Source organism: Ruegeria sp. YTSA075 (genome assembly GCF_059610245.1).
Window position 1 is genome coordinate 398,034 of record NZ_JBXWNG010000003.1, and the last position, 23,398, is coordinate 421,431.

A 23,398-nucleotide genomic window follows, 5' to 3' on the forward strand; every position below is an offset into this window, starting at 1 on the left:
CACCGAAAGGTACTACTTATGAGGCACCGATGGAGAACCTAACTCAAAACGCGTTTCGTGCGCTGGCCGATCCAACCCGTCGAGACATCGTCAAACTGCTGGCGTCCGAGGACATGACGATCGGCCAGTTGACCGACCGGTTCGACATGACCCGCGCCGCCGTGAAAAAGCACCTGACAGTCCTGTCTGATGGCGGGTTGATCACGGTGGAAGCTCGCGGCCGGGAACGCATCAACCGAATAGAACCACAGGGCATGGCGCCTGTTCTGGACTGGTTCAGCTATTTTGACCAGTTCTGGGATGATCGCCTTAGCTCTCTTAAAGAAGCAATTGAAAGGAAAGACAAATGAGCAATGCTGTGTTGAAAAAATCCATTTTCCTGCGGGCCGAGCCGGACACGGTCTGGGCCTACCTGACCGAGCCCGAACGGCTTGCCGAATGGTTTCACAAACCCGAACGAAAACTGACCAAAGGCCAGAAGCTTGAGATGTTCGGAACCACCAGCGGCGATCTGCTGATCTGGGGTGAGGTCCGGGAAGCGCGCGCGCCAGAATATCTGGAATACACGTTCACCGTCAAACCGATGGGCGATGCTGTCAGCGTAGTCAAATGGACACTGACACCCGTTGCGGGCGGCACGCGCCTGAGCCTGTTACATGAAGGCCTACCCCAAACCGCCGAGGCCTTTGGCCTGATCCTGGCGTTGGACAATGGCTGGGACGAGCATTTTGGCAAGATGCGCGCTGCCCTGCACGAGCCGGTCGACGCCTGATCTGTCCACAAACCCCTTGTACGAACCCGCCCGACGCCCTAACTAAGCGCTTGGCGGGTTCTGCCCTTCTTGTGACTGGTAGCATTCTGGTGGCCTTAAGCAATTCCGAGGGGGCTGGCTCTGTTCAGGTCCTGGCCTGATTACCTGGCGCCCACCTGTACATACAGGTCCTCGGGAATCAAACCGCACGGTTGACTGGTGGTCCCGCCGCATACCAGAACTGGCTCAGAACGCCACCCACGTTCGCCTTCTAGGGTTCGGATTTCAGACTGAATTAGCGGCAGGTTCAACGATTACACTCTGATAGCCTAGTACTTCCTACCTCAACAATCGCTTTGCGGACAAACCGGACTTACATCGTCTCTGATACAATGACCGCTTTGCGAGCAGGAGCTTCGTGCCGATCAGATTTAATTGTTATCGTCGCTGACGACTTGAATAACGACGCCACCCAAAAAAGGTGAAGCCAAGTAGCGCAAAAACTCCACCGATCCTCATAAAACCGCTACCCATGAATCGGGACTGTTTCAACATTACATCACTACGGATTACGCCCGATGCTTGATCATAGTAAGCAGGTACGATGTCTCCAGCTTCATGCGGCTTTGGCGCGACCCACGTGTTTCCAACATATTGAATTCGATTTCCGTTGTGCGCTGCTTCAAAGGTCGGTCTGTAGACTATCCCGTTGTCTCCACGACGTTCTTCTACAGTAACGACCAGAGCTTCTACTGCGAACGAATTTGCCGAGAAATTGGCGGCAGAGTAACTCATCCACAGACCAATGCAGAAGAACAACGGGCCCATCGTCACCGCTAAGTACGGAAGCGTCTTGATGCTTCGGACAAGAAAATCTGAAAAACTTGTTGGCATCGAAAACATCGACATTCTATGAGTTTACCTAAGTTGACATAGCTAGATTAACTGGTGAAGCGCACGGCCCATCAACCGGCACTCCTTTATGCCAATTTCCCAAGGCATTTGGAAGATACACCAGGCTTCGTCAAACCGGACATTCGCAGAAGCCGCAGCATCCGACACTCAGGGCTCACAACGGTCAATTCCAGTGCCATCGTCTACCTCTCGATCAGAAAGAACATGAGGGGCTCAGGGTGATTTGGCCTAACACCCGATTCAGCGTGAAACACTCGCCTCTTGCTTGATCACGACCGGCTCAAATTCATGTACAACCGGCTTGCCCCCGCGTGGGCCTTTGGGTTTCTCGGCCATGCTCATGATCTTGTAGCCAAACTGGACGCCCGCGAAGACGATCCCGTTCATAAACCAGATCATCAGCAAGGCGATCAAGCCGACATCTGAGCCAATCATCAGGCTCCGCAGATTGGCCACGTTGAATGCCAGCAACACCCCGACAAACACCGCCGAGATTACAAATCCCCAGACAACCTGCGTGATATATAGACGGATCAGTTTGGGCATGGCAGACCTCCTTGCGCTGTGGACATGATTCTAGCGCCTCTCAGCCTGCGGTAAAGGCGTCAGAACGCCTCGGGCTGGGCCTCGCGCGCCATGTGATCCAATACGGCGTTGACGAATTTGGGCTCTTTGCCGTCTGGGAAAAAGGCGCGCGCCACGTCGACGAATTCGGTGATGACCACTTTGGGGGGTGTGTCGCTTTGGGTCAGCTCGGCCCCGGCGGCGCGGAACAGGGCCCGTAAGGTCGGGTCGATGCGCGCAATCGGCCATTTGGCGACCAGCGCACGGTCGGTCATCTGGTCAATCTGGGCCTGATAGTTCACCGCATTGTCGACCAGCGACCGGAAGACGCCGATATCGCCATCCAGCATCTCGTCCCCTTCATAGACAGCGCCAAACCGGTGATCCAGAAACTCGGTCACGACCGCCTCAGTGGTCTGGCCCGATTGCTCCATCTGGAACAGCGCCTGCACGGCATAAAGCCGGGCCGCGGATTTCATCAGGCGTTTCTGGTTGGCCGGTTTCGGCGCGTTAGTCTGGTTCATGCTGTCGTGGGTCCGTTGCTGTCGCCCGCCACAAGGATGGACTCGGACGGCGGCTTGAATCCGACGCCCTTTTTGGAAGAGCCCCACTTACGGCTGAGCGCGATCAGATGCAAGGCCGCAGCAGCCGCGCCACCGCCTTTATTCATCTTTTCTGGATTGGCGCGCACCTCGGCCTGTTCGTCATTCTCGACCGTCAGGATACCGTTGCCGATGCACAGGCCTTGCAGGCCCATCAACTGAATGGCACGGCTAGAGTCGTTGCAAACGGTTTCGTAATGCGTGGTCTCGCCTCGAATGACACAGCCCAGCGCAACATAACCATCGAAATTGCAGTGGCGATCAGCCATGGCGATAGCGGTAGGAATTTCCAGCGCACCAGGAACCTCGACAACCTCGCAGGTCCCGCCAGCCGCTTCGATTTCGGCCATGGCGCCTGCGATCAGGTTGTCGGCAATCGCACGGTAGAAAGGGGCTGCCACGATCAGAAGTTTGACCGGCTTGTCAAATTTGGGTGTCGGCAGGATGCCATGTTCGTCTTGAGCAGCCATGATCAGTCTTCCTTCAGGATCGAGCGGGTGCCGACGATGGACAGGCCAAACGCGTCGAGCCCCAGATATACGGTTTCAGGTGAATCTGTCAGCAGAACCAGTTCCTGAACGCCCAGCTTGGACAGGATCTGAGACCCGAGACCCGTTTGCTTGATTGTCCGTGGACCTTCATCCTCAACCGCGTAGAGCGAATTGCGCGGCTGGCGGAACAGGCAGACGACCCCCCGACCCTCTTCCGCGATCTTCTCCATCGCGCGCGGCAATTCACGTGAAGACTTGGGGCCGAGGCCCAGAATATCCGGCGCTTCGTGCAAAGCGTGGGTGCGGGTCAAAACGGGCTCGGGCGTGGTGATGTCACCTTTGATCATGACGACATGTTCGATGCCGTAAAGCTGATCGGTGAACAGGCGCATTTCCCATTCGCCGCCATATTCCGAGGTTACGGTTTCGCGTGAGGTTTCAACCACCAGATTATCATTGCGCGACCGGTACGCGATCAGATCACTGATGGTGCCGATCTTCATATCATGTTCTTGCGCGAATTCGACCAGATCCGGCAGGCGCGCCATGGTGCCGTCAGCCTTCATGATCTCACAGATCACGCCCGACGGGTTCAGCCCCGCCAGGCGCGAGATATCGACAGCAGCCTCAGTATGGCCCGCGCGCACCAGCACCCCGCCCCGCTTGGCCCGCAGCGGGAAGATGTGGCCCGGGGTGGCAATATGGGCCATCGTATTCTGTTCGTTGATCGCGGTGGCCACGGTCAGCGCCCTGTCGGCGGCAGAGATACCCGTCGAAACTCCCTCGCGCGCTTCAATCGATACGGTGAACGCAGTTTCGTGACGCGATGAATTGTTCACCGCCATCATCGGCAGGCCCAGATTGTCGATCCGTTCCGCCGTCATCGGCAGACAGATCAGCCCGCGTCCATGGGTGGCCATGAAGTTGATCGCCTCGGCATCCGCGAATTCAGCGGCAATCACCAAATCGCCTTCGTTTTCGCGATCCTCGTGATCGACCAGTATATACATCCGGCCTTTGCGCGCCTCTTCGATGATCTCTTCAATCGGGCTGATCGCGTCGCGTAGCTGGGCCTCGACCGGACCGGGGGTTTCAAAGCTCATGGGGCAGCCTTTCACAAGAGCATTTCTGCAACGCGGAATAGACCACACCGCGCCCAAAGACCAGAGCGCAAACGGCGTGCGCGGGTCAGGACGCGACGTATATTTACCTCAGGACATCTCGGCCAAGCGTGCGACATAGCGGGCCAGCGTGTCGATCTCAAGGTTGATCTGATCCCCAACGGTGACATCACCCCAGGTGGTCACTTCTTTGGTATGAGGGATAAAGTTGATGCCAAATTCGCACCCCTCAACATCGTTCACGGTCAGAGATGTTCCGTTCAGAGCAACCGACCCTTTGGGGGCTATGAAGCGTGCCAATTCCTTGGGCGCGCGCAATGTGACCCGCGTGCTGTCGCCCTCATCCTGAACCGCTACAACCTCGGCCACGCCATCCACATGGCCCGAAACGATATGGCCACCCAGTTCGTCGCCAACCTTCAGAGCGCGTTCCAGGTTGACACGTTTGCCAGGCGTCCAGCTGTCCAGATTTGTTTTCGACACCGTCTCGGCGCTGACTTGCACATCATACCAGTCATCGCCCAGTGCAATCACTGTCAGGCAGACACCGTCGCTGGCAATAGAGGCACCGATATCAATGCCAGCGGTTTCATAAGCCGTCTGAATGCGCGCTCGCAGATCGCCTTGCTGCTCTAACTCGGTAACGGTGCCGATATCCGTGACGATCCCTGTAAACATTCTGTTAACCCTCGATCCCTAACCTGATCCTGACTTTAATCGCTGGGGTACGACCTTCACCAAGCGCGGGCAAGGACCGACCGCTCAATTAAGGCACAAATGAGTAAAAAACTGAGACAATCAGGCATAGTTTCGCCCAAAAGATTGGATAATATGTCAGGGATGACCCACTCCGCCACTTCATCAAGCGACCGCGTTTTTCTGTTTCTACAGGGGCCACATGGCCCGTTCTTCAGCGCGCTTGGGCGCATGCTGCAAGATGCCGGCGCGCAGGTCTGGCGGGTCGGGTTCAATGCCGGGGATCGGGCGTTCTGGTCTGACACATCTACCTATATTCCGTTCCGCTACAAGCCAGAGCTTTGGCCCGAGACCCTGATCGATCTGATCATCCGCAAGGACGTAACCGATATCGTTCTGTACGGCGATACACGCCCGGTTCATGCCCGTGCTGTTGAAATCGCGCGATCCCGTGGCATAACGATCCATGTCTTTGAGGAAGGGTATCTGCGGCCCTGGTGGGTAACTTATGAGCGTTGGGGGTCCAACGGGAACTCCAGACTGATGTCGCTGGACGTCGCGGATATGCATCAGGCGCTGGAGCAATCCGATACGGCATCACCGCCGCCACCTTCGCATTGGGGAGATATGCGCCAGCACATCTTCTATGGCGCGCTATACCATTGGTTCGTTCTGTTCATGAACCGCCGCTACCGCAACTTCCGCCCGCATCGCGACCTTTCGGTCGCCAAGGAATTCAAATTGTATTTCAAGCGCTTGGCCCTGATGCCGTTTCACCGCCTCCAGCGCGGCTGGTCCACTTTGCGGGTACGCCGGGGTGCGTTCCCCTACCATCTTGTGCTGCTTCAACTGGGTCACGACAGCTCAGTCCAGTCGCATTCCGACTACGCAAGCATGAGCGCGTTTCTGGAACAGATGATCGAAGGTTTCGCCAAGGGCGCACCGGGCCATCACCGATTGGTGATCAAGGAACACCCGCTGGAAAACCATCGTGAACCGCTGCGCCGTCGGGTTCGCGATCTGTCCCGCAAGCACGGGATCGAGGGGCGCGTTCACTATGTGCCTGGAGGCAAGCTGGCCAAGTTGCTGGATGAAGCAAACTCGGCCGTCACCATCAATTCAACTGCAGGTCAGCAGGTACTGTGGCGCGGCATTCCGCTGCGGATTTTCGGCAGATCGGTTTACGACAAGCCTGAATTTGTATCGCAACAACCGATTGAAGACTTCTTTGCAGACCCCGAAATGCCGGATGCAAAAGCCTATCGCATCTACCGTCAGTTCCTTTTGGAAACCAGTCAGGTTCCCGGTGGCTTTTATTCGCGGCGGGGGCGCCGACAATTGCTCCGCCGTGCCGCGGATATGGTCCTGCGCGCGCATGATCCCTACCAGGCGGTTCTGAGGAACAACGAGGCACGCACGCCACAGTTGCGACTTGTCGAGTGAAATAAGGCATCCTCTGCTGGATGTTGCTGCCCAATCCGGGTAGTTTGCCCCCAACAAAAAGAAGTTTGAGGATCAGAGGCAGTGCAACGCTTTTCTACCCGAGCACTACGGGGGGTTACCCTTTTGGTTCTTTGCGGCCTTGTCGCCGCATGCCAGCTTCCCAAATCCGGCCCAAATAAATCAGAGATTTTGGCGGGCTCAGTCGAAAACGGCGGCAACGCCTTTGTGGTCGAAGTGGATGACCGCGTCACCAAGGCCACCTCCAGCATCCCGCAATTTGGGTTTTCTTCATCCTTCCGCAGCGCATCGAACGTGGCAGCAGATACCGTGCGCCCGGGCGATGTTCTGGGCTTGACGGTATGGGAAAACGTGGATGATGGCTTGCTGTCAGGAGAAACCGGTGCCGCCACCGCCCTGGAAGAGGTGCAGGTCGACAGTGACGGGTTCATATTCGTCCCCTATGCGGGCCGTCTGCGCGCGGCGGGCAATACGCCTGAACAATTGCGCGTGCTGATCACAAACGAGCTGAAAGAACAGACCCCTGATCCACAGGTCGAAGTGCGCCGCGTTGCCGGTGACGGTTCGACCGTGTCTCTGACCGGAACAATCGGCGCGCCCGGTATTTACCCGATCGAACGCCCGACCCGCACGTTGCTGGGTATGTTGTCCCAGGCAGGGGGAGTAGCCGTTGGATCGGACATCGCACTGGTGACGCTGATCCGAGGCGACCAGAAAGGCACTGTTTGGTACGAAGACCTGTTTAAAAATCCCAATCTGGATGTCGCGCTTCGCGGTGGTGACCGCATCCTGGTTGAGGCTGACAGCCGCTCTTACATCGCGCTGGGTGCGACGGGTGGGCAGTCGCGGATTGCGTTTGACAGTCAAGATCTTTCGGCGCTGGAAGCGCTGGCGCAGGTGGGTGGTTTGCAGGGCCTCTCCTCAGATCCGACGGGGATTTTCATCCTTCGGAAAGAAGGTCAGGACATCGCCCGCAGCGTAACAGGTCGCGCGGAATTGCAAGGGGATCAGCGCATGATCTACCTGCTGAATCTGACCGCGCCCAACGGTCTGTTCATCGCCCGCGACTTTGTCATCCGCGATGATGATACGATCTATGTGACCGAAGCCCCCTATGCACAGTGGAGCAAGTCGATCTCGCTGATCGCGGGTGGTCTGACACCGGTCGCAAACGTCGCCACACTGACCGGAAACTAACCCGTGTATCCAGAAACGGACACCGCAGCCGGGGCAAATCGCACCCGGCTGTTTGTTTATAATGGGGGGTTTCTGACCAACCGTCGCATACGGCGCATCCTGTCGTTGACCGGCTATGACATTCGCCTTGGCCTACCCAAACAGGCCGATACCGTTGGGGTCTGGGGCAACAGCCCAACCGCCCATCGCGGCCTGAGCATGGCCGAAAAATACGGCTCCCCGGTCCTGAGGGTTGAAGACGCCTTTCTACGCTCTCTAAATCCCGGGCGCGCGGGCGAGCCACCTTTGGGGTTGCTACTGGATCAAACCGGGCTGCATTTCAACCCGTCCGCTCCCTCAGACCTTGAAACGCTACTGGCGACACATCCTCTGGACGATACCGCGCTGCTGAACCGCGCGCGCGGTGCTATTGCGCGGATAAAGGACCTTCATCTCAGCAAATACTCGGCTTTTGACACTGACATCGCGCCGCCTGATCCCGGATATGTTCTGGTCATTGATCAAACGCAAGGCGACGCCGCCGTGACAGCGAGCGGAGGCGACTATGCCCGGTTCCGCGAAATGCTGGTGATCGCGCAGGAGGAAAACCCGGGCGCGCGTGTCCTGATCAAGGCCCATCCTGAAACCCAAGCGGGCCATCGCCCGGGATACTTCAGCGATCAGGACCTCTCTGATCGTGTCTCGTTTTTGCATGATGCGCTCAGCCCGTGGTCCCTGTTGGATGGCGCGGTTGGTGTTTACACGCTGTCCTCGCAGCTGGGGTTCGAGGCAATACTGGCCGGTCACAAACCCAGGGTTTTCGGGCAGCCCTTTTACGCCGGTTGGGGTTTGACGCTAGATGAGGTGCCGATCCCGCGCCGAACCCGGAACCTGACGCGCGCGCAGTTGTTTGCAGCGGCCATGCTGCTGTATCCCACATGGTACGATCCTTATCGGGACAGGTTGTGCGAGTTGGAAACTGTTCTGGACACGCTGGAGGCCACGACGCGCGCTTGGCGTCAGGATCGGCAAGGTTGGACAGCCTCAGGCATGCGGCTCTGGAAGCGAAAACATCTGCAGCAAATGTTTGGCAGACATCGCAAGGTTCAATTCAAAAGCACTGTGCCCACCACCCGCGATCGGCCGCATATGGTGTGGGCCAGTCAGTCGCGAGATGCCGAGGGGGTCATTCGTGTCGAAGACGGCTTTCTGCGTTCACGCGGGTTGGGTGCAGAGTTAATCCCGCCCCTGTCGCTGGTGACCGATGATCTGGGGATTTACTACGACCCCACGCGCCCAAGCCGCTTGGAAGAACTGATTGCCCAACGCGAGACCTTGCGCCCAGACCAGGAACTGCGAGCGGAGCATTTGGTGGCGCGCCTTTTGTCGGGTGGACTCAGCAAATACAACATTGGACACCCTGCTCCGACCTTGCCCGAGGGGCATTGCATTCTGGTGCCGGGACAGGTGGAGGATGACGCCTCAGTCCTATTGGGCACCAGCAACATTCGCACCAATCTCGAACTGCTGCGTGCCGCAAGGGAAGCGAACCCGAACGCCGTTTTAGTCTATAAACCCCACCCGGATGTTCAGGCGGGGCTGCGAGAGGGGAAGGTCGAGGCTGAAGGTCTGGCCGATCTGGTTCTGGACGATTGCGATCCGGCCTCGGTGCTGGCGCATGTGCAAGAGGTCTGGACCATGACCTCGCTGATTGGATTCGAGGCCCTCTTGCGTGGGGTCAAGGTCACGACCTTGGGGGCTCCGTTTTATGCCGGATGGGGTCTGACCCATGATCTGGGCACAGTTCCCGCGCGTCGCGGTGCACGGCCATCGTTGATGGGGTTGGTCCACGCAACACTTATCGATTATCCGCGCTATATGGATCCGCTGACGGGTCAACCCTGCCCCGTCGAAGTCGCGGTTGAGCGTCTGGCTAACGGAGTACCAGCGAAAACAGGCCTGCTGAACCGCCTGCTGTCAAAGCTGCAGGGGGCTCTTGCCACGCATGCGCGCTTGTGGCGCTAAGTCACTGTGTGGATCGTCGCCAGCGGTGCAGGATATCCGCACCAATCGCGCGTGTTTCGATCAGCTCAAACCTCGGCGCGGCCTCAAGTGTCTCAAGACCCAATCGACCGACCGCAGCAAGCCCTTCGGCGCCAATGGTCAAACCAGCGGTGAAACCGACCAGTTCATCCACCATATCCGCCTCAAGCAGTGATGCGGCAAGGGCCGCACCGCCCTCGCAGAACACCCGTGTCAAACCAGCCTGACCCAATTGCTGTAACAGATCTGTGGCGTCGATATGGTGATCCCGCAGCGCGCAAGGGATCAGCCGGGCGCCGAGCCCTTCCCACGTGCGAGCGCGATCGGGATCGGGGCTTGGACCATGGCATATCCAGACGGGAACATCCTTGGCCGTGCGTGCCAGTTGGCTCATCAGAGGCAAATCCAAATGCCGCGATACGACAATCCGTGCAGGCTGATGTAAGACGCCCAAATCCCGCACGGTCAGCGAGGGGTCATCTGCACGCGCCGTCCCTGCCCCAACCATCACCGCATCATGGCGCGCGCGCATTGCGTGCACAGCGCGGCGGGCGGTTGAGCCCGTGATCCACTGGCTATGGCCGCTTTGCGTCGCGATCCGCCCATCAAAGCTGCTGGCCAGTTTCAGGGTGACAAAGGGGCGGCTTTGTTCTGTTTTTAGGAAGAACCCCGCCAAATCCTGCGCCGCCTGATCCGCCAGCACACCGGTCTCGACCTCAATCCCGGCCTCTCGTAGCATCGCGAAACCCTGCCCTGACACACGCGGATCGCTGTCTTCAAGCGCGGCCACGACGCGCGACACCCCGGCCTCGATCAAAGCGGTTGCGCAGGGGGGGGTCTGGCCGTGATGCGCACAAGGTTCCAGCGTCACATAGGCCGTGGCACCCTTGGCCGCCGATCCAGCCTGCGCCAACGCAACAGGTTCTGCGTGAGGCCGTCCACCCGGCTGGGTACAGCCCCGCCCGACAATGCGCCCTTCGCGCACGATAACACACCCGACGGCCGGGTTGGGCCAACACGACCCTTGACCACGCTGCCCCAATGACAGGGCCAGCGCCATAAATCGCCTATCTGTTTCGCTCACTCGTCCGTCAGAGGTTGCGGCGGTCGCAACTCGTGGACAAACTCCTCGAAATCATCGGCCGCCTGGAAATTCTTGTACACGCTTGCAAAGCGAACATAGGCAACGGTGTCGATCCGCGCCAGAGCTTCCATGACGATTTCGCCGATTTTGCTGGATGGGATATCCGTGTCGCCCATGCTTTCCAGCCGACGCACGATGCCCGAGATCATCTGATCGATCCGTTCAGGATCGACCGGCCGTTTCTGCATCGAGATACGGATCGAACGCTCCAGCTTGTCGCGGTCGAAATCTTCGCGCTTTCCATTGGTCTTGATCACCACAAGATCGCGCAGTTGCACGCGTTCATATGTGGTGAACCGGCCCCCGCAGGCCGGGCAAAACCGGCGTCGGCGGATCGCAACGTGATCCTCTGCCGGGCGTGAATCTTTCACCTGAGTGTCGATATTTCCGCAAAACGGGCAGCGCATCCGCCGTCTCCTCGTCCCAAGTTCGGCCTCTTTTTGTAAGCACTTTGGCTTACTTATCCACAACTATAGGGCAGCCGCTAGGATTTGGGTAGTCGGAATTTTCAACCCCTAGATAAAGGGTTATCCAAGATGCGCCGCAATCAAACGACGATGCGGTGCAGAGCGGTGTTCGAACAGGTAAATCCCCTGCCATGTCCCAAGACACATGCGACCCGCCGAGACCGGGATCGACAGCGAAACGGGCATAAGCGCGGATTTGATATGCGCGGGCATATCATCCGGCCCTTCATAGGTATGGCGCAGATAGGACATCGCGGGATGATCCGATGGCGGCACCAGTCTTTCGAAAAAAGCCTTCAGATCAGTCTGAACCTCGGGGTCGGCGTTTTCCTGTATCAGCAGCGAACATGAAGTATGGCGCACGAACAGTGTCAGAACGCCATCCTTCAAAGATGGGCCAAGCCAGCGATGCACATCATTGGTGAACTCATACAGGCCCGCGCCCTGAGTTTGGATCGCGAATTCAGTGCGCATCTATTCTGGCTCAGACCTTATTATCTAAAGAACGGGCGGGTATCGCATTTCGCATTTGCCCCTTGGACTGATATGCTGGAGCCTGCGGCAAAGCTTGATAAGACAAAACTGGGTTGTACTGGAGTCTCTGATGGCTCTTTGATTGTAAACTGTACCGCTGTTCTGCGTCCGGTGGTGACGCTAGGTCCATAGCCGCGCAGGACATAGATGCGGTCTTGCCAGCCCAAGCCCAGCTTTCGGCGCGCAAAATCTGCCGCCGCGCACCAATAGCCATCTGTGAACTGCTGAGCGCGCGGTATGACCTCAAAATCGGTGCTATTGATCGGCTCGGTTCGATACCCGTTCGGCGCCGCATTTGTTTGTGCCGCCAAGCCAAGGGTTGCGGCCACCGACAGTGCACATAAGATCGTCTGTTTCATCGTTTTGTCTTTTCGTTGTTGCCTATAGGCCTAAGATAGGCCCCGGTGGTCCAATAGCTGCTGGGTTCACGATCAATTTAGTCGATTTCATCGGCGGCGTGAACAGGCGTCAGCCAGCCGTGATAGCGGATCAGCCGCCCAAGAAACGGAACCCGAGCGGACACATCAAAGACGTACCTTCCCTGATCGTCCTGCATCTCGAACGTCGAAGAACGCGGAAGAAGAATGGTCGGTACCGGCAGCCCCAATAGAGTCAAACGCTGGATGTCGACCTGCAACTTGTCCTTTACAATCAAGGCCTTAAGCCAGATGGATACATGGCCGAACCTTTCTCGCACGCACCTCGTATTGGGGTCATAACACAAGCGAGAACGCGTGATATGGCCCGCAAAATCGCGGGTCCAAAGCCAATGTTGACCGTCGCGCATCACCGTCACCCGAACCGGCACGTCACGTCCATTCCGGGGAAACCCAGCAAGGTTCAGCACAATGCTCGCCAAACGTCCACGCCCCCGCTGGATATCACAACGCCCTTCGTAAACGCCTTCGGCACTGTGCAGCTGCCGTACCGCCTGCGGCAGATCCGATTGCGGCGGCAGCGCTTGCAGAAACGGGTCCATTCGCCTCAGAATCCGCACGCTGTAAAACGCGACTGGACATCCGCATCCGGGACCATGCAGCTGTCGGTCCGCCCAAAGATGGCATAGCGATTGCGCGCGATGGCGTGATAAAGTGGGTCCTTTACAAAGCGCGGCAAATAACGGCACAGCGACAGGGCGCGCCAAGGGCCCGGCAGCTGCGCCATCGCAGCCGCAAAGGCATCCAGACGCTGATGTACCTTTTGGTTCACGATCACCAAGTTGGTTTCGAAGTCTTCTGTGGGCAGATTTAGCTGTCGGTATAGCTTTTGGCCCAAGGGTGATTGCGCTGTTGCAAACTGAAACACTTGCGCCCGGTCATGCCGTAGCATGAACCGAAAGAAGCCCGAACACAGAACACATTCCCCATCGAACACGATCAGGTTTCCAACATCCCATTCTTTTGAAATTTCAGAACCTTGCATAGGGTGGTTTCTTTCGGTCGAACCCGGCAAGGCAACGGTGTCATGCATCCTGGCGGTGGGCAATGCGACATGAAAGAACAACGGAAGATTCCGCCCGGACGCATCTGACGGACAAAGAAAAAAGGCGCCGTGTGCTCGGCGCCTTTGACTTTACTGATCCAGGAAAGATCGCAGTTTTCGCGACCGGCTGGGATGTTTCAGTTTCCGCAGCGCCTTCGCCTCGATCTGACGAATACGTTCGCGGGTCACGCTGAACTGCTGGCCGACCTCTTCCAGCGTATGGTCGGTGTTCATGCCAATGCCAAAACGCATCCGCAGAACCCGTTCCTCACGCGGGGTGAGCGAGGCCAGAACCCGGGTCGTCGTTTCCTTGAGGTTCTCCTGAATGGCGCTGTCGAGCGGCAGCACGGCATTCTTGTCCTCAATGAAATCGCCCAGCTGACTATCTTCCTCGTCACCAATCGGCGTCTCAAGGCTGATCGGCTCTTTGGCGATTTTCATCACCTTGCGCACTTTCTCAAGCGGCATCTGCAGCTTTTCGGCCAGTTCTTCCGGCGTCGGCTCGCGGCCGATTTCATGCAGCATCTGACGGCCAGTCCGAACCAGCTTGTTGATCGTTTCGATCATGTGAACCGGAATACGGATAGTCCGCGCCTGATCCGCAATCGAGCGGGTGATGGCCTGGCGAATCCACCAGGTCGCATAGGTCGAGAATTTATAGCCGCGGCGGTATTCGAACTTGTCCACCGCCTTCATCAGGCCGATGTTCCCTTCCTGAATAAGATCAAGGAATTGCAGGCCACGGTTCGTGTATTTTTTGGCAATCGAAATCACCAGACGCAGGTTGGCCTCGACCATTTCCTTCTTGGCCTGCCGAGCTTCTTTCTCGCCTTTCTGAACCTGCTGTACGATGCGGCGGAATTCTGAGATATCAAGACCGACATACTGACCGACCTGAGCCATATCGTTGCGCAGTTCTTCTACCTTGTCGGTCGAGCGTTCTATGAACATCTGCCAGCCCCGGCCTGGCTTTTCGGCCATATCCGCCATCCAGTTCGGATCCAATTCGCGACCACGATAGGCGTCGATGAATTCACGACGGTTGATCCGCGCCTGATCCGCCAGTTTCACCATCGAGCTGTCCAGCGACATGACGCGGCGGTTGATACCGTAAAGCTGGTCAATCAGCGCCTCGATCCGGTTGTTGTGCAGGTGAAGACCATTCACGAGCTCAACAATTTCGGACCGCAACTTCTGATAAGTCTCTTCGTCCTTGGCGCTGAACGTGCCATCTTCGTTCAGGGTGGCCGAAATCCGGCTGTCCTGCATTTCCGACAACATCGCAAAGTCGGTCGAGATGCGCTCCAGCGTGGTCAGAACCTGATCTTTCAGCGCCGCTTCCATAGCGGCCAGCGACATGTTGGCCTGATCGTCTTCGTCATCATCGTCGTCATTGGCGATCGGGTTACCGTCCGCATCCAATTCCGGGCCAGTATCTTCTTTTGGCTTGGCAGCCTGTACTACAGCGGTATCAACGACGGGTTCCTCAACATCGCCGTCCTCGTCCAACTGGTTGCCAAAGGTGGCTTCCAGATCGATGACGTCGCGCAGCAAAATGTCTTCGGACAGCAATTCATCATGCCAGATGGTGATCGCCTGGAAGGTCAGCGGGCTTTCGCAAAGCCCTGCGATCATCGTGTTCCGACCCGCTTCGATCCGCTTGGCGATGGCAATCTCGCCCTCGCGGCTCAGCAACTCGACGCTGCCCATCTCACGCAGATACATGCGGACGGGATCGTCAGTACGGTCCAGTTTTTCGGTGGCGGCACCGGCCAGCGCGACTTCACGGTTGCTGTCTGTCGTGGTCAGTTCGGTCGAGCCTTTGTTTTCTTCTTCCTCGGCCTCTTCATCTTCGATGATGTTAATGCCCATTTCGGACAGCATCGACATCACGTCTTCGATCTGTTCCGAGCTGACCTGATCAGGCGGCAGAACCTGATTGAGCTGATCGTAAGTGATGTAACCTTTCTCGCGGGCCTCGGCGATCATCTTCTTGACGTTGGCCTGGCTCATGTCCAGCGAGATTTCCTGTTCCTGCTCGTCGGATTTGCGATCTTCGTTTGTATCCTTGGCGGCCATTCAATGCTCCTGCAGGGATGGGTGATTCGTTGGAACCGAATCATTAGCGCGTGAAACTGATTCGGCCACCCGTTTACCTGTTTTTCTTTTCTAGTGCCTTACGAAAACATCACTTATCGACGTTTCCGCTCGAATTTGATCCCAGACATGATTGCTTTGAACGCGTCCTTCTCGTCGCGGTTGATTCGCGCGCCGTTGTCGGCGATGTCGAAAAGGGCTTTGTCCTCGTTCTGGCTGCGGCTTGCGCGGTTACGCTCTTCGGCGGCCTGACCCACCCGATACGTCAATGACTCGTCAGCCAAGTCGGACAACTCCTCGGTCGCTTCAGCAATCTCTGCATCCAATCCCCGGAGCGCTTTGATTTTCGCGAGTTCCTCGGCCAGCGTCATCTGGGCCTTTTCAACGTCGCCTGGTTTGAACACACAAGGGATCACAGCGACATGGCGAAGGCTCAGCAGGTTTTCAAGGGGCTCGGGGCCCAAAGTTTCGATGATGTGGTCTTTCAGGTTGTCCGGATCATCGATCGCATGACGCAGAATGGCGTGGCGCAGCGCCGCGTGATCGGGATCATGGCAATCCATATCGTCCAACTGCGTTTCGAACTGCACCACCACATGCGGGTTCAGAACAGCGATGGCCAGAATGGCTGCTTCACGCATGTGGATGTCGGCATTGTCCGCAGACGCAAGGAATGACGCCCTCGCCCCGGCAGTCGCGGGCTGTTTGGGGGGCTGCCACTTGCCCCGTGGTTGCCATGTTCGGTTCTGTGGCTGGCGCTGCGGGCGGAACAGCTGCCAGCGCAAGTCTTTGATTTCCTGCCCATAGTGAGAGCGTATCGAAGGATCGCGGATCAGTTTGATCTTGTCGCGCAGCACCTTGTCCAATGCGGCCTTGCGTTCCGGGCTGTCAAAGACTTTGCCTTCGGTTTCACGCTGCCACAGCAGCTTAACCATCGGAATAGCCCCGTCCAGCACCTTTTGTACGGCCCCTGCCCCTTCGGCGCGCAGCAGGTCGTCTGGATCTTTGCCCTCGGGCATCAGCGCAAAGCGCAGGGACTTTCCGGCCTCCAACAAAGGAAGGGCCAAATCGACCGCCCGCATCGCGGCACGCAGGCCCGCCGTATCGCCATCCAAAGCGATGATAGGTTCATCAGAAATCCGCCAGAGCAGCTGCAACTGATGTTCGGTTATCGCAGTACCCAGCGGGGCCACAGACGCCCCGAAACCAGCCTCGGCCAGCGCGATAACATCCATGTAACCCTCGGCCACGATTAGCGGCTGGCCCTTCCCAGCCGCCTGCCGTGCGGGGCCGTGGTTGTACAGGCTCCGGCCTTTGTCGAATAGCGCCGTTTCAGGTGAGTTCAGATATTTCGCGTTGTCACTTGGGTCCAGCGCCCGACCGCCAAAGGCGATGCATCGCCCACGCGGGTCGCGGATCGGGTACATGATGCGGTTGCGGAACGTATCATAGGGCTTTTTGCCCTTGTTCGACGGTTTCGCCAGCCCGGCATCCAGGATCAATTCCTCTGCCACGTTCTTACCGCGCAAGTGATCCCAAAGTGCTTGCCAACCATCGGGGGCAAAGCCGATTTCCCACCGGTCCAATGCTTGCGCATCCAAACCCCGGCGCGTCAGGTAATCGCGTGCGGCACCCCCCGCCCCGGTTTTGAGTTGCAGACGGAAGAATTGCACTGCCTGCTCCATCACCTCAGCCAATTGAGACCGGCGATCCTGTTTCTCTTGCGCCTTGGGGTCGCGCGCGGGCATCGGCATCCCGGCTTCACGCGCCAAAATCTCAACCGCTTCGATGAACGAGACATTCTCGGACTCTTTCACAAAGCTAATCGCATCCCCTTTGGCGTGGCAGCCAAAGCAGTAATAAAACCCTTTCTGATCATCCACATGGAATGAGGCGGTTTTTTCATGATGGAACGGGCATGGCGCCCACATATCCCCTTTGCCCTGATTGGACTTGCGCTGATCCCACATGACCTTGCGCCCGACGACCTGAGACAGGCTGAGCCGGGTGCGCAATTCATCCAGAAATCCGGGGGGCAAAGACATCTATCAAACCTGCCAGAAATGAAAACGCGCGCCAAGGGGATGGCGCGCTTATCCACAGCGAAATGATCCGATTGTGGATTATTGCTGCAGGCAGAGCTCCAGCCAAGCCGCGCCAAGGTCCTTTTTGCGGACATCGCGCATCTTCTGTTCGTATACCCAAGGCGTGATCAATGGAACCGCAGCATTGTAGTTTTCGGGCCAGGTGGGGCTGCTATCCGCGACCGCTTGTGGAACGTCTCGCTCTTTCACCTTATCCAATCGCGCTTGCTGGATCGCGGCCACCACATCCGCCTGATACTGGCAGCTTTGTTCCTTGGTTTCTGCCGCGGCCAGAGGTGTGGCAAGAACGGCGGCAGCGATGGCGATACGCAACATTGGGGTCTCCGGGAATCGTTGAACTAGCGGTAGCTTAGCCGCCCTGCGCCAGGCCTGCCATTGCCCATTTTCGGACCGGCAGTTCAGGATGGAGCGAGACGCCCGCCCCATCCATATGCAATCAAAGGCCCTTGGCCCGATAGCTGTTTGCAACACGATCAATCGAAACGATATAGGCTGCGGTTCGCAGATCCTCGACATCGTCACGGCTGTGCCAGACTTCACGCATCGACTGATAGGCAATGCGCATGGTGTCATCGAGGCCCGACCGAACAAGCTCCAACTCATCCGCGCCTTTCAGATATTTCGACTTGAAATCCGGAGACATCGTCCAGGCATCGCCAAGATAGCGATCCAGCCGCTCCAACTCGCTGACGATCAACTCATGCCGCGCCTCTTCCTGACGCCGCTGCATCCGGCCAAAGCGAATATGGCTGAGGTTCTTGACCCATTCGAAATAGGACACCGTCACACCACCGGCGTTGGCATACATATCCGGAATGATCACCGTACCCTTCTTTCGCAAGATCTCATCCGCACCAGCGGTGACCGGGCCGTTCGCAGCCTCGATGATCAGCGGGGCCTTTATACGTTCGGCATTTTCCAGATTGATCACACCTTCCAAGGCAGCCGGGATCAGAATGTCGCACTCCGCCTCAAGCACAGCGCCTCCTTCGGCCGAATGCGTCGCATCCGGATAGTCTTTCACGCCACCATGTTTGACGATCCATTGGCGCACAGCTTCGACATTGATGCCATCGGGGTTATAGAGCGCCCCATCCCATTCGATGATGCCCACGATAGTCGAGCCGTCTTCTTCGCTCAGGAACTTGGCCGCGTGGTAGCCCACATTGCCGAGCCCCTGAACCACAACGCGCTTGCCATCCAACTTGCCCGACAGACCGGCCTTGGCCACATCTTCGGGATGGCGGAAGAATTCGCGCAGCGCATATTGGATGCCACGCCCGGTGGCCTCGACCCGCCCGGCGATTCCGCCGGCATTCAACGGCTTACCTGTCACACAAGCCCGCGCATTGATGTCGGTTGTGTTCATCCGCGCATATTGGTCAGCCATCCACGCCATCTCACGCTCGCCCGTGCCCATGTCGGGCGCGGGTACGTTCTGGGATGGGTTGATCAAGTCACGCTTGGCCAGTTCATAGGCGAAACGACGGGTGATCTGCTCCAGCTCATGCTCTTCGTATTTTCGGGGATCGATGCAAAGCCCGCCCTTCGAACCACCAAACGGCGTTTCGACCAGCGCGCATTTGTACGTCATCAGCGCTGCCAGTGCCTCGACCTCGTCCTGATTCACCGCCAAAGCATAGCGAATACCGCCTTTCACCGGCTCCATATGCTCGGAATGGACCGAGCGATAGCCGGTGAAGGTATGAATGTCGCCCCGCAGGCGCACACCAAAACGAACTGTGTAGGTTGCGTTACAGACCCGTATCTTCTCTTCCAGCCCCGGGGGCAAATCCATCAGGGACGCCGCCCTGTTGAACATCAGATCAACACTCTCACGAAAGCTGGGTTCTTTGATACCGGTCATAAAATCCTCCATACCGGGAACTGACAAACGTCATGACGTTTTGTCGCACCACTTGCAGCGGGCTGCAATCAACAACTGCACTTTTTTTCATCACTTTATGAACGCGGGATTACCAAGACCTGCCCTGAGTCGCCCGGTTAAGACTTTTGACCAAATTGTCCACCTCAGCGAAACAAAACTGCGCACGACCGCGGAACTGAGGCTGTTTTCCATTCAATAATAGCATCATAGTGACATAAGTGCCCAATTCTCGCCACGTTCCAAGGCTAAAAAATTAAAGTTGCGAACGACTGGAAGCAGTGTGCCTAGCCGGCAGAGGAACGCGGGATGAAGATGTTAAAAGGGAAGTCGATTCTGGAGAAATCAAAGCGAGCAAACGAGCGTGGTTTGCCGTCGCGCGATTTTGCCCGGTCCGAAGATGGAACGATGACCATCTTTACACTTGGCCTGATCATGATCGTGTTTGCCGTCGGCGGCTTCGCAGTTGATATTCAGCGTTTCGACCACGAGCGCGCACGCCTGCAATATTCCATGGACCGCGCAGTGCTTGCGGCCACTGATCTTCGACAGGACCTTTGCCCAACTGTCGTAATCAAAGACTATCTCGAAAAAGAGAATCTGGGCCAGTTCCTTGTTGAAGAATCTATCGTTATCGAACCAGCAAATCTTTGCGGTTCGAGCGCTGTGACCATCGAAGGTTTCCGCCGCGTTCAAGCTCGCGCTGAAATGGACGTGGCAATGCATTTCATGCAGTGGTGGGATGTTGACTACATCACAACTTCTGTATTTAGCGCGGCAGAAGAAGCCCTTGGGAATGTAGAAATCTCTATGGTTCTCGATGTGTCAGGCTCGATGAACAGCAACAGCCGACTGACGACACTGAAGCTTGCGGCGCAGGAATTCGTGCAGGAAATGGTCGACAAATCCGAAGACGGCAAAATGTCGATCTCTATCGTTCCTTATGCGACCCAGGTCGCCCTGCCCGACTCGATGATGGACTATATCAACACGTCTGGTGTGAACCCGCATGCCAACTGCATCAACTTTACCAGCAGCCAGTTCCAGAACGGCGAGTTTGATCTGAACCTTGTTTATGATCGCACGCTTCACTTCACCGCCTGGGGTGACTACGACCAGCGTCCGGTAAACGACAACCTCGTCTACAGCGAAATCTGTGAGTCAGACGAGAACCGCGAAGCAATGGTGTTCCAGAAAGACGCCGATCTTCTGAAAGACAAAATCGCGTCGTTCCAGGCGGCGGGCAACACGTCGATTGACCTGGGCGTTAAGTGGGGCATGGCGTTACTTGATGACAGTATGCAACCTGTGATCGCCCAGATGGCTGCCGCAGGTGACGTACCGGCCGAATTCGCCACGCGCCCGGACAACCCGCACAGCGGCGACACACTGAAAGTCATGATCCTGATGACGGATGGTGCGAATACGACTCAGTATTGGACCAATGACCCCTATCGTGACGGTAAGTCCGGGGTTTGGTGGAATGAGCGCATCAACGACTATGTGTCTTACGCCGAGCTTGATTCAAATGACGAAATCACAATCGAGTTTGGTACCGACTACATCTGGCCAGATGTAGACATGATCGAGTGGGACTCGTCAGATGGCGGGAATTATTGGGTCAGAGACCAATTCCAACCCAGCGGGTATGGCAACACGATTGTCAACAACGCCACCGTCACCTACGAAAACGTCGCCAGCATCGACGAGGCATTGGTTGGCGACCCCACAGGTGACTATGTGCGCGGGTACATTCAATATCGTTGCCTGTCGTTCTCTTCTGGTACCTGCTACAACGTGGATAGGGATACAAAACGCGTCAAAACCTATCTGGAACTGGACGTAGAACCCTCTGAACACCTGACATGGGCGGATCTTTGGGAACGGACCACGCGCTACGAACTCTATCAGCAGTTCTACGACCGCTACGGTTCAAGCTGGGCCTATGACTTTTATTACGACGCCGTTGAATCAGCTGGTCGTAGCACCAAGGATCCGCGCGTCAGATCGATGTGCGACTATGCTAAACAGCAGATGGGTGTCGTGATCTTTACGATCTCGCTGGAAGCGCCATCCGCAGGCCGCGCTATCATGCAACACTGCAAAACAACCGACGCGACCTACTACGAGGCCAGCCCAGACGATCTGCCCAATGTCTTTGCTTCGATTACATCGAGCATCCGGAATCTGAGGTTGACGCAATGATCAAACGCCTGACCCAAAAACTGCGCCGGTTTCGCCGTAATGAAGATGGCATGGCCACGATCGAGTTCGTATTCTGGTTCCCCATCTTCATGATCACCACCTATTCAGGCGTCGAGATCGGAATCGTGGCCTACAACCATGCAAACCTTGAGCGTGCTCTGGATGAAACCATCCAGGATGTCCGCATGAACCGGATCGAAGTCTACGACCAAACGCCCGGCGCGCAGTGGACGCACACCCTGCTAAAGCAAATCGTTTGTGATAAGGCCGGAGCTATCCCGAAATGCTTTGACAACCTGGCAATCGAGATGACCTCGATCAATCCATTCGCCGCCAGCACGGTTCTAAACGGTAGCTTTCAGCAACCCTACTGCGTTGACACGCCTGAAGATATCCGTGGTGGCGACGGGGATGAGCCATTTTTTGATCCAGGCACTTCGAACCAATTGATGATCATTCGGGCATGTGCCGAGATTGATCCTCTGTTCTTCGGGACCACTCTGGGCCGACTGGCACGCCATGATCCCATTGATGACCAGTATGAACTGCATGTAGCAACGGTGTTTGTCCATGAACCGTTTTAACGCATCCTTTCCCCGTACCGCCGCCAGCTGGCTTGGTCGCTTCTGGCGTAAGGAAGACGGCATCGTCAGTATTGAAGCGGTAATGGTCTTTCCGCTTCTGTTCTGGTCGATGTGGACGTCATACACCTATTTCGACAGCTACCGGCAAAGCGCCAGCAACCTTAAGGCTGCATTTGCTGTTGCGGATATTATTTCGCGTGAAGATCAGCAGATCACGAAGCAGTACATTACAAACCTGTACGAACTTCAAAAGTTCATGATCTCCGACCGCTCGGCAGTATCGATGCGTATCTCATTCGTACGGTATGATCAGGACCAAGATCGCCATTTTGTGCTTTGGACTTGCCCGCGCGGCGAGAGCTTTGAGAAACTCGACAATGCGACACTGCTGAACGAATACAAAGACAGAATACCTGTCATGGCCGACAGAGCGGTGATGATCCTTGTTGAAACAAAAGACTGGTACACCCGTCCGTTCAAAATCGGCTACGGAGACCATTCCTTTGCGATTAACAAATTCATGTTCACTCAGCCGCGTGGGCTGACCAATATCACAGTGGCCGACCCAGACGACTGCTAAGCCTCGTCCCTCTCAAGCAATAGGGCCGAAAGTATCTCTGACATAAACTTAGCCTCAGAGGCGGCAGTCATGCCGCCTACGCCAACGCGGCGTCCGAGACGCCACCAAAGTCCCGGCGCCCAACTGTTGGAGGTTTTTGCCCGCGTACGCACCAGAAACCCATTGGAGGGTTTGAAGGCGAACACGCCCCGGTCGACAGCCTCAATCTCATCGACACGCGCAATTAGACGCCCTGCCCCGGTGCGCAGTTCCGTGCGCGTCAGCTCGATCCGGTCTTGGGTCGCCTGCCAGACACTATAGGCCAGCCACAGCGCCACACCACCGACAACAATCAAGAACACCTGCCAGACCAGCTCGGGCGGTGTGGACAGCGCGACGTACAAAACCAAAACACCAACCGTGCCAAGCATAAGAACCCCGATCCAACGTCTTGGCGCTGAGGCCTCAATTGTGGCCAGTACTTCGTCCTGCATTCTGTTCTCCTGTAAGCTCGGG

The 23,398-nt window shown here is 56.8% G+C and carries 25 protein-coding genes; 8 read left to right on the plus strand and 17 right to left on the minus strand.

All coding sequences use genetic code 11. The features are described 5' to 3' along the window. The first annotated feature begins 29 nt into the window (after nucleotides 1-29). Nucleotides 30-350: an ArsR/SmtB family transcription factor gene (locus AC2FGE_RS08020; protein ID WP_496818677.1), complete on the plus strand. Its 321-nt coding sequence runs from the start codon at nucleotides 30-32 to the stop codon at nucleotides 348-350. Beyond that, the gene (locus tag AC2FGE_RS08025) at nucleotides 347-772 is read left to right on the plus strand and encodes an SRPBCC family protein (protein WP_496818678.1); all 426 of its coding nucleotides are present in this window, start codon (nucleotides 347-349) and stop codon (nucleotides 770-772) included. The genes AC2FGE_RS08020 and AC2FGE_RS08025 overlap by 4 nt, the downstream gene beginning before the upstream one ends. A 417-nt stretch (nucleotides 773-1,189) precedes the next feature. On the opposite strand, the gene AC2FGE_RS08030 is transcribed toward AC2FGE_RS08025, so the two are convergent. The 6 genes from AC2FGE_RS08030 to AC2FGE_RS08055 form a co-directional block, all read right to left on the minus strand. Next, entirely contained in the window at nucleotides 1,190-1,660 is a 471-nt protein-coding gene (locus AC2FGE_RS08030) for a hypothetical protein (protein WP_496818680.1), read from the minus strand. 246 nt (nucleotides 1,661-1,906) lie between these two features. Further along, nucleotides 1,907-2,212, minus strand: coding sequence for a hypothetical protein (locus AC2FGE_RS08035; RefSeq protein ID WP_496818681.1), 306 nt, complete (start codon nucleotides 2,210-2,212; stop codon nucleotides 1,907-1,909). 59 nt (nucleotides 2,213-2,271) lie between these two features. Further along, nucleotides 2,272-2,754, minus strand: coding sequence for a transcription antitermination factor NusB (nusB, locus tag AC2FGE_RS08040; protein WP_496818682.1), 483 nt, complete (start codon nucleotides 2,752-2,754; stop codon nucleotides 2,272-2,274). Beyond that, nucleotides 2,751-3,302 carry a 6,7-dimethyl-8-ribityllumazine synthase gene (locus AC2FGE_RS08045; protein WP_496818683.1) on the minus strand — a complete coding sequence of 184 codons (552 nt, stop codon included), beginning with the start codon at nucleotides 3,300-3,302 and terminating at the stop codon, nucleotides 2,751-2,753. The genes nusB and AC2FGE_RS08045 overlap by 4 nt, the downstream gene beginning before the upstream one ends. A gap of 2 nt (nucleotides 3,303-3,304) precedes the next feature. Then, the gene (ribB, locus tag AC2FGE_RS08050; RefSeq protein ID WP_480547840.1) at nucleotides 3,305-4,426 is read right to left on the minus strand and encodes a 3,4-dihydroxy-2-butanone-4-phosphate synthase; all 1,122 of its coding nucleotides are present in this window, start codon (nucleotides 4,424-4,426) and stop codon (nucleotides 3,305-3,307) included. A 108-nt stretch (nucleotides 4,427-4,534) separates the two neighbouring features. Beyond that, nucleotides 4,535-5,122, minus strand: coding sequence for a riboflavin synthase (locus AC2FGE_RS08055; protein ID WP_496818684.1), 588 nt, complete (start codon nucleotides 5,120-5,122; stop codon nucleotides 4,535-4,537). A gap of 162 nt (nucleotides 5,123-5,284) precedes the next feature. Between AC2FGE_RS08055 and AC2FGE_RS08060 the strand changes: the two genes are divergently transcribed. The 3 genes from AC2FGE_RS08060 to AC2FGE_RS08070 all read left to right on the plus strand — a co-directional run bounded on the left by AC2FGE_RS08060 (nucleotide 5,285) and on the right by AC2FGE_RS08070 (nucleotide 9,802). Next, nucleotides 5,285-6,583, plus strand: a complete 1,299-nt coding sequence (locus AC2FGE_RS08060) for a capsule polysaccharide biogenesis protein (RefSeq protein WP_496818685.1) — start codon at nucleotides 5,285-5,287, stop codon at nucleotides 6,581-6,583. 81 nt (nucleotides 6,584-6,664) lie between these two features. Continuing rightward, complete coding sequence (locus AC2FGE_RS08065) at nucleotides 6,665-7,798, plus strand: polysaccharide biosynthesis/export family protein (RefSeq protein WP_496818686.1); 1,134 nt, start codon at nucleotides 6,665-6,667, stop codon at nucleotides 7,796-7,798. Between the two features lie 3 nt (nucleotides 7,799-7,801). Next, nucleotides 7,802-9,802, plus strand: a complete 2,001-nt coding sequence (locus tag AC2FGE_RS08070; protein ID WP_496818687.1) for a capsule polysaccharide biogenesis protein — start codon at nucleotides 7,802-7,804, stop codon at nucleotides 9,800-9,802. Between the two features lies 1 nt (nucleotide 9,803). On the opposite strand, the gene ribD is transcribed toward AC2FGE_RS08070, so the two are convergent. The 10 genes from ribD to AC2FGE_RS08120 form a co-directional block, all read right to left on the minus strand. Next, nucleotides 9,804-10,904: a bifunctional diaminohydroxyphosphoribosylaminopyrimidine deaminase/5-amino-6-(5-phosphoribosylamino)uracil reductase RibD gene (gene ribD / locus AC2FGE_RS08075; RefSeq protein WP_496818688.1), complete on the minus strand. Its 1,101-nt coding sequence runs from the start codon at nucleotides 10,902-10,904 to the stop codon at nucleotides 9,804-9,806. Then, nucleotides 10,901-11,371, minus strand: coding sequence for a transcriptional regulator NrdR (gene nrdR, locus AC2FGE_RS08080; RefSeq protein WP_496818689.1), 471 nt, complete (start codon nucleotides 11,369-11,371; stop codon nucleotides 10,901-10,903). Before nrdR ends, ribD begins: the two co-directional genes overlap by 4 nt. A 120-nt stretch (nucleotides 11,372-11,491) precedes the next feature. Then, complete coding sequence (locus tag AC2FGE_RS08085) at nucleotides 11,492-11,905, minus strand: secondary thiamine-phosphate synthase enzyme YjbQ (protein WP_496818690.1); 414 nt, start codon at nucleotides 11,903-11,905, stop codon at nucleotides 11,492-11,494. A gap of 20 nt (nucleotides 11,906-11,925) precedes the next feature. Continuing rightward, nucleotides 11,926-12,324 carry a hypothetical protein gene (locus AC2FGE_RS08090; RefSeq protein WP_496818691.1) on the minus strand — a complete coding sequence of 133 codons (399 nt, stop codon included), beginning with the start codon at nucleotides 12,322-12,324 and terminating at the stop codon, nucleotides 11,926-11,928. 77 nt (nucleotides 12,325-12,401) lie between these two features. Then, a complete protein-coding gene (locus AC2FGE_RS08095) occupies nucleotides 12,402-12,944 on the minus strand; it encodes a DUF4166 domain-containing protein (RefSeq protein ID WP_496818692.1) in 543 nt (180 codons plus the stop codon). A gap of 5 nt (nucleotides 12,945-12,949) precedes the next feature. Beyond that, on the minus strand, nucleotides 12,950-13,435 hold the full coding sequence (locus AC2FGE_RS08100; protein WP_496818693.1) for a thiol-disulfide oxidoreductase DCC family protein: 486 nt from the start codon (nucleotides 13,433-13,435) through the stop codon (nucleotides 12,950-12,952). Between the two features lie 102 nt (nucleotides 13,436-13,537). Continuing rightward, nucleotides 13,538-15,526 (minus strand): RNA polymerase sigma factor RpoD, encoded by a 1,989-nt coding sequence (gene rpoD / locus AC2FGE_RS08105; RefSeq protein ID WP_496818694.1) that lies wholly within the window; start codon nucleotides 15,524-15,526, stop codon nucleotides 13,538-13,540. Between the two features lie 113 nt (nucleotides 15,527-15,639). Continuing rightward, the gene (gene dnaG, locus AC2FGE_RS08110) at nucleotides 15,640-17,589 is read right to left on the minus strand and encodes a DNA primase (RefSeq protein ID WP_496818695.1); all 1,950 of its coding nucleotides are present in this window, start codon (nucleotides 17,587-17,589) and stop codon (nucleotides 15,640-15,642) included. Between the two features lie 78 nt (nucleotides 17,590-17,667). Continuing rightward, entirely contained in the window at nucleotides 17,668-17,964 is a 297-nt protein-coding gene (locus AC2FGE_RS08115; RefSeq protein ID WP_496818696.1) for a hypothetical protein, read from the minus strand. A gap of 121 nt (nucleotides 17,965-18,085) precedes the next feature. Beyond that, entirely contained in the window at nucleotides 18,086-19,516 is a 1,431-nt protein-coding gene (locus tag AC2FGE_RS08120; protein WP_496818697.1) for a Glu/Leu/Phe/Val family dehydrogenase, read from the minus strand. A gap of 327 nt (nucleotides 19,517-19,843) precedes the next feature. On the opposite strand from AC2FGE_RS08120, the gene AC2FGE_RS08125 reads away from it, so the two are divergent. The 3 genes from AC2FGE_RS08125 to AC2FGE_RS08135 are packed head-to-tail and all read left to right on the plus strand — an operon-like array spanning nucleotide 19,844 to nucleotide 22,903. Continuing rightward, nucleotides 19,844-21,739: a Tad domain-containing protein gene (locus tag AC2FGE_RS08125; protein ID WP_496818699.1), complete on the plus strand. Its 1,896-nt coding sequence runs from the start codon at nucleotides 19,844-19,846 to the stop codon at nucleotides 21,737-21,739. After that, nucleotides 21,736-22,323: a TadE/TadG family type IV pilus assembly protein gene (locus tag AC2FGE_RS08130; protein WP_496818700.1), complete on the plus strand. Its 588-nt coding sequence runs from the start codon at nucleotides 21,736-21,738 to the stop codon at nucleotides 22,321-22,323. The genes AC2FGE_RS08125 and AC2FGE_RS08130 overlap by 4 nt, the downstream gene beginning before the upstream one ends. Continuing rightward, complete coding sequence (locus tag AC2FGE_RS08135; protein WP_496818701.1) at nucleotides 22,310-22,903, plus strand: TadE/TadG family type IV pilus assembly protein; 594 nt, start codon at nucleotides 22,310-22,312, stop codon at nucleotides 22,901-22,903. The genes AC2FGE_RS08130 and AC2FGE_RS08135 overlap by 14 nt, the downstream gene beginning before the upstream one ends. Here the strand turns inward: AC2FGE_RS08135 and AC2FGE_RS08140 are convergent. Continuing rightward, a complete protein-coding gene (locus AC2FGE_RS08140; protein WP_496818702.1) occupies nucleotides 22,900-23,376 on the minus strand; it encodes a hypothetical protein in 477 nt (158 codons plus the stop codon). The two genes, AC2FGE_RS08135 and AC2FGE_RS08140, sit on opposite strands and share 4 nt — an antisense overlap. Nucleotides 23,377-23,398: the final 22 nt, after the last annotated feature.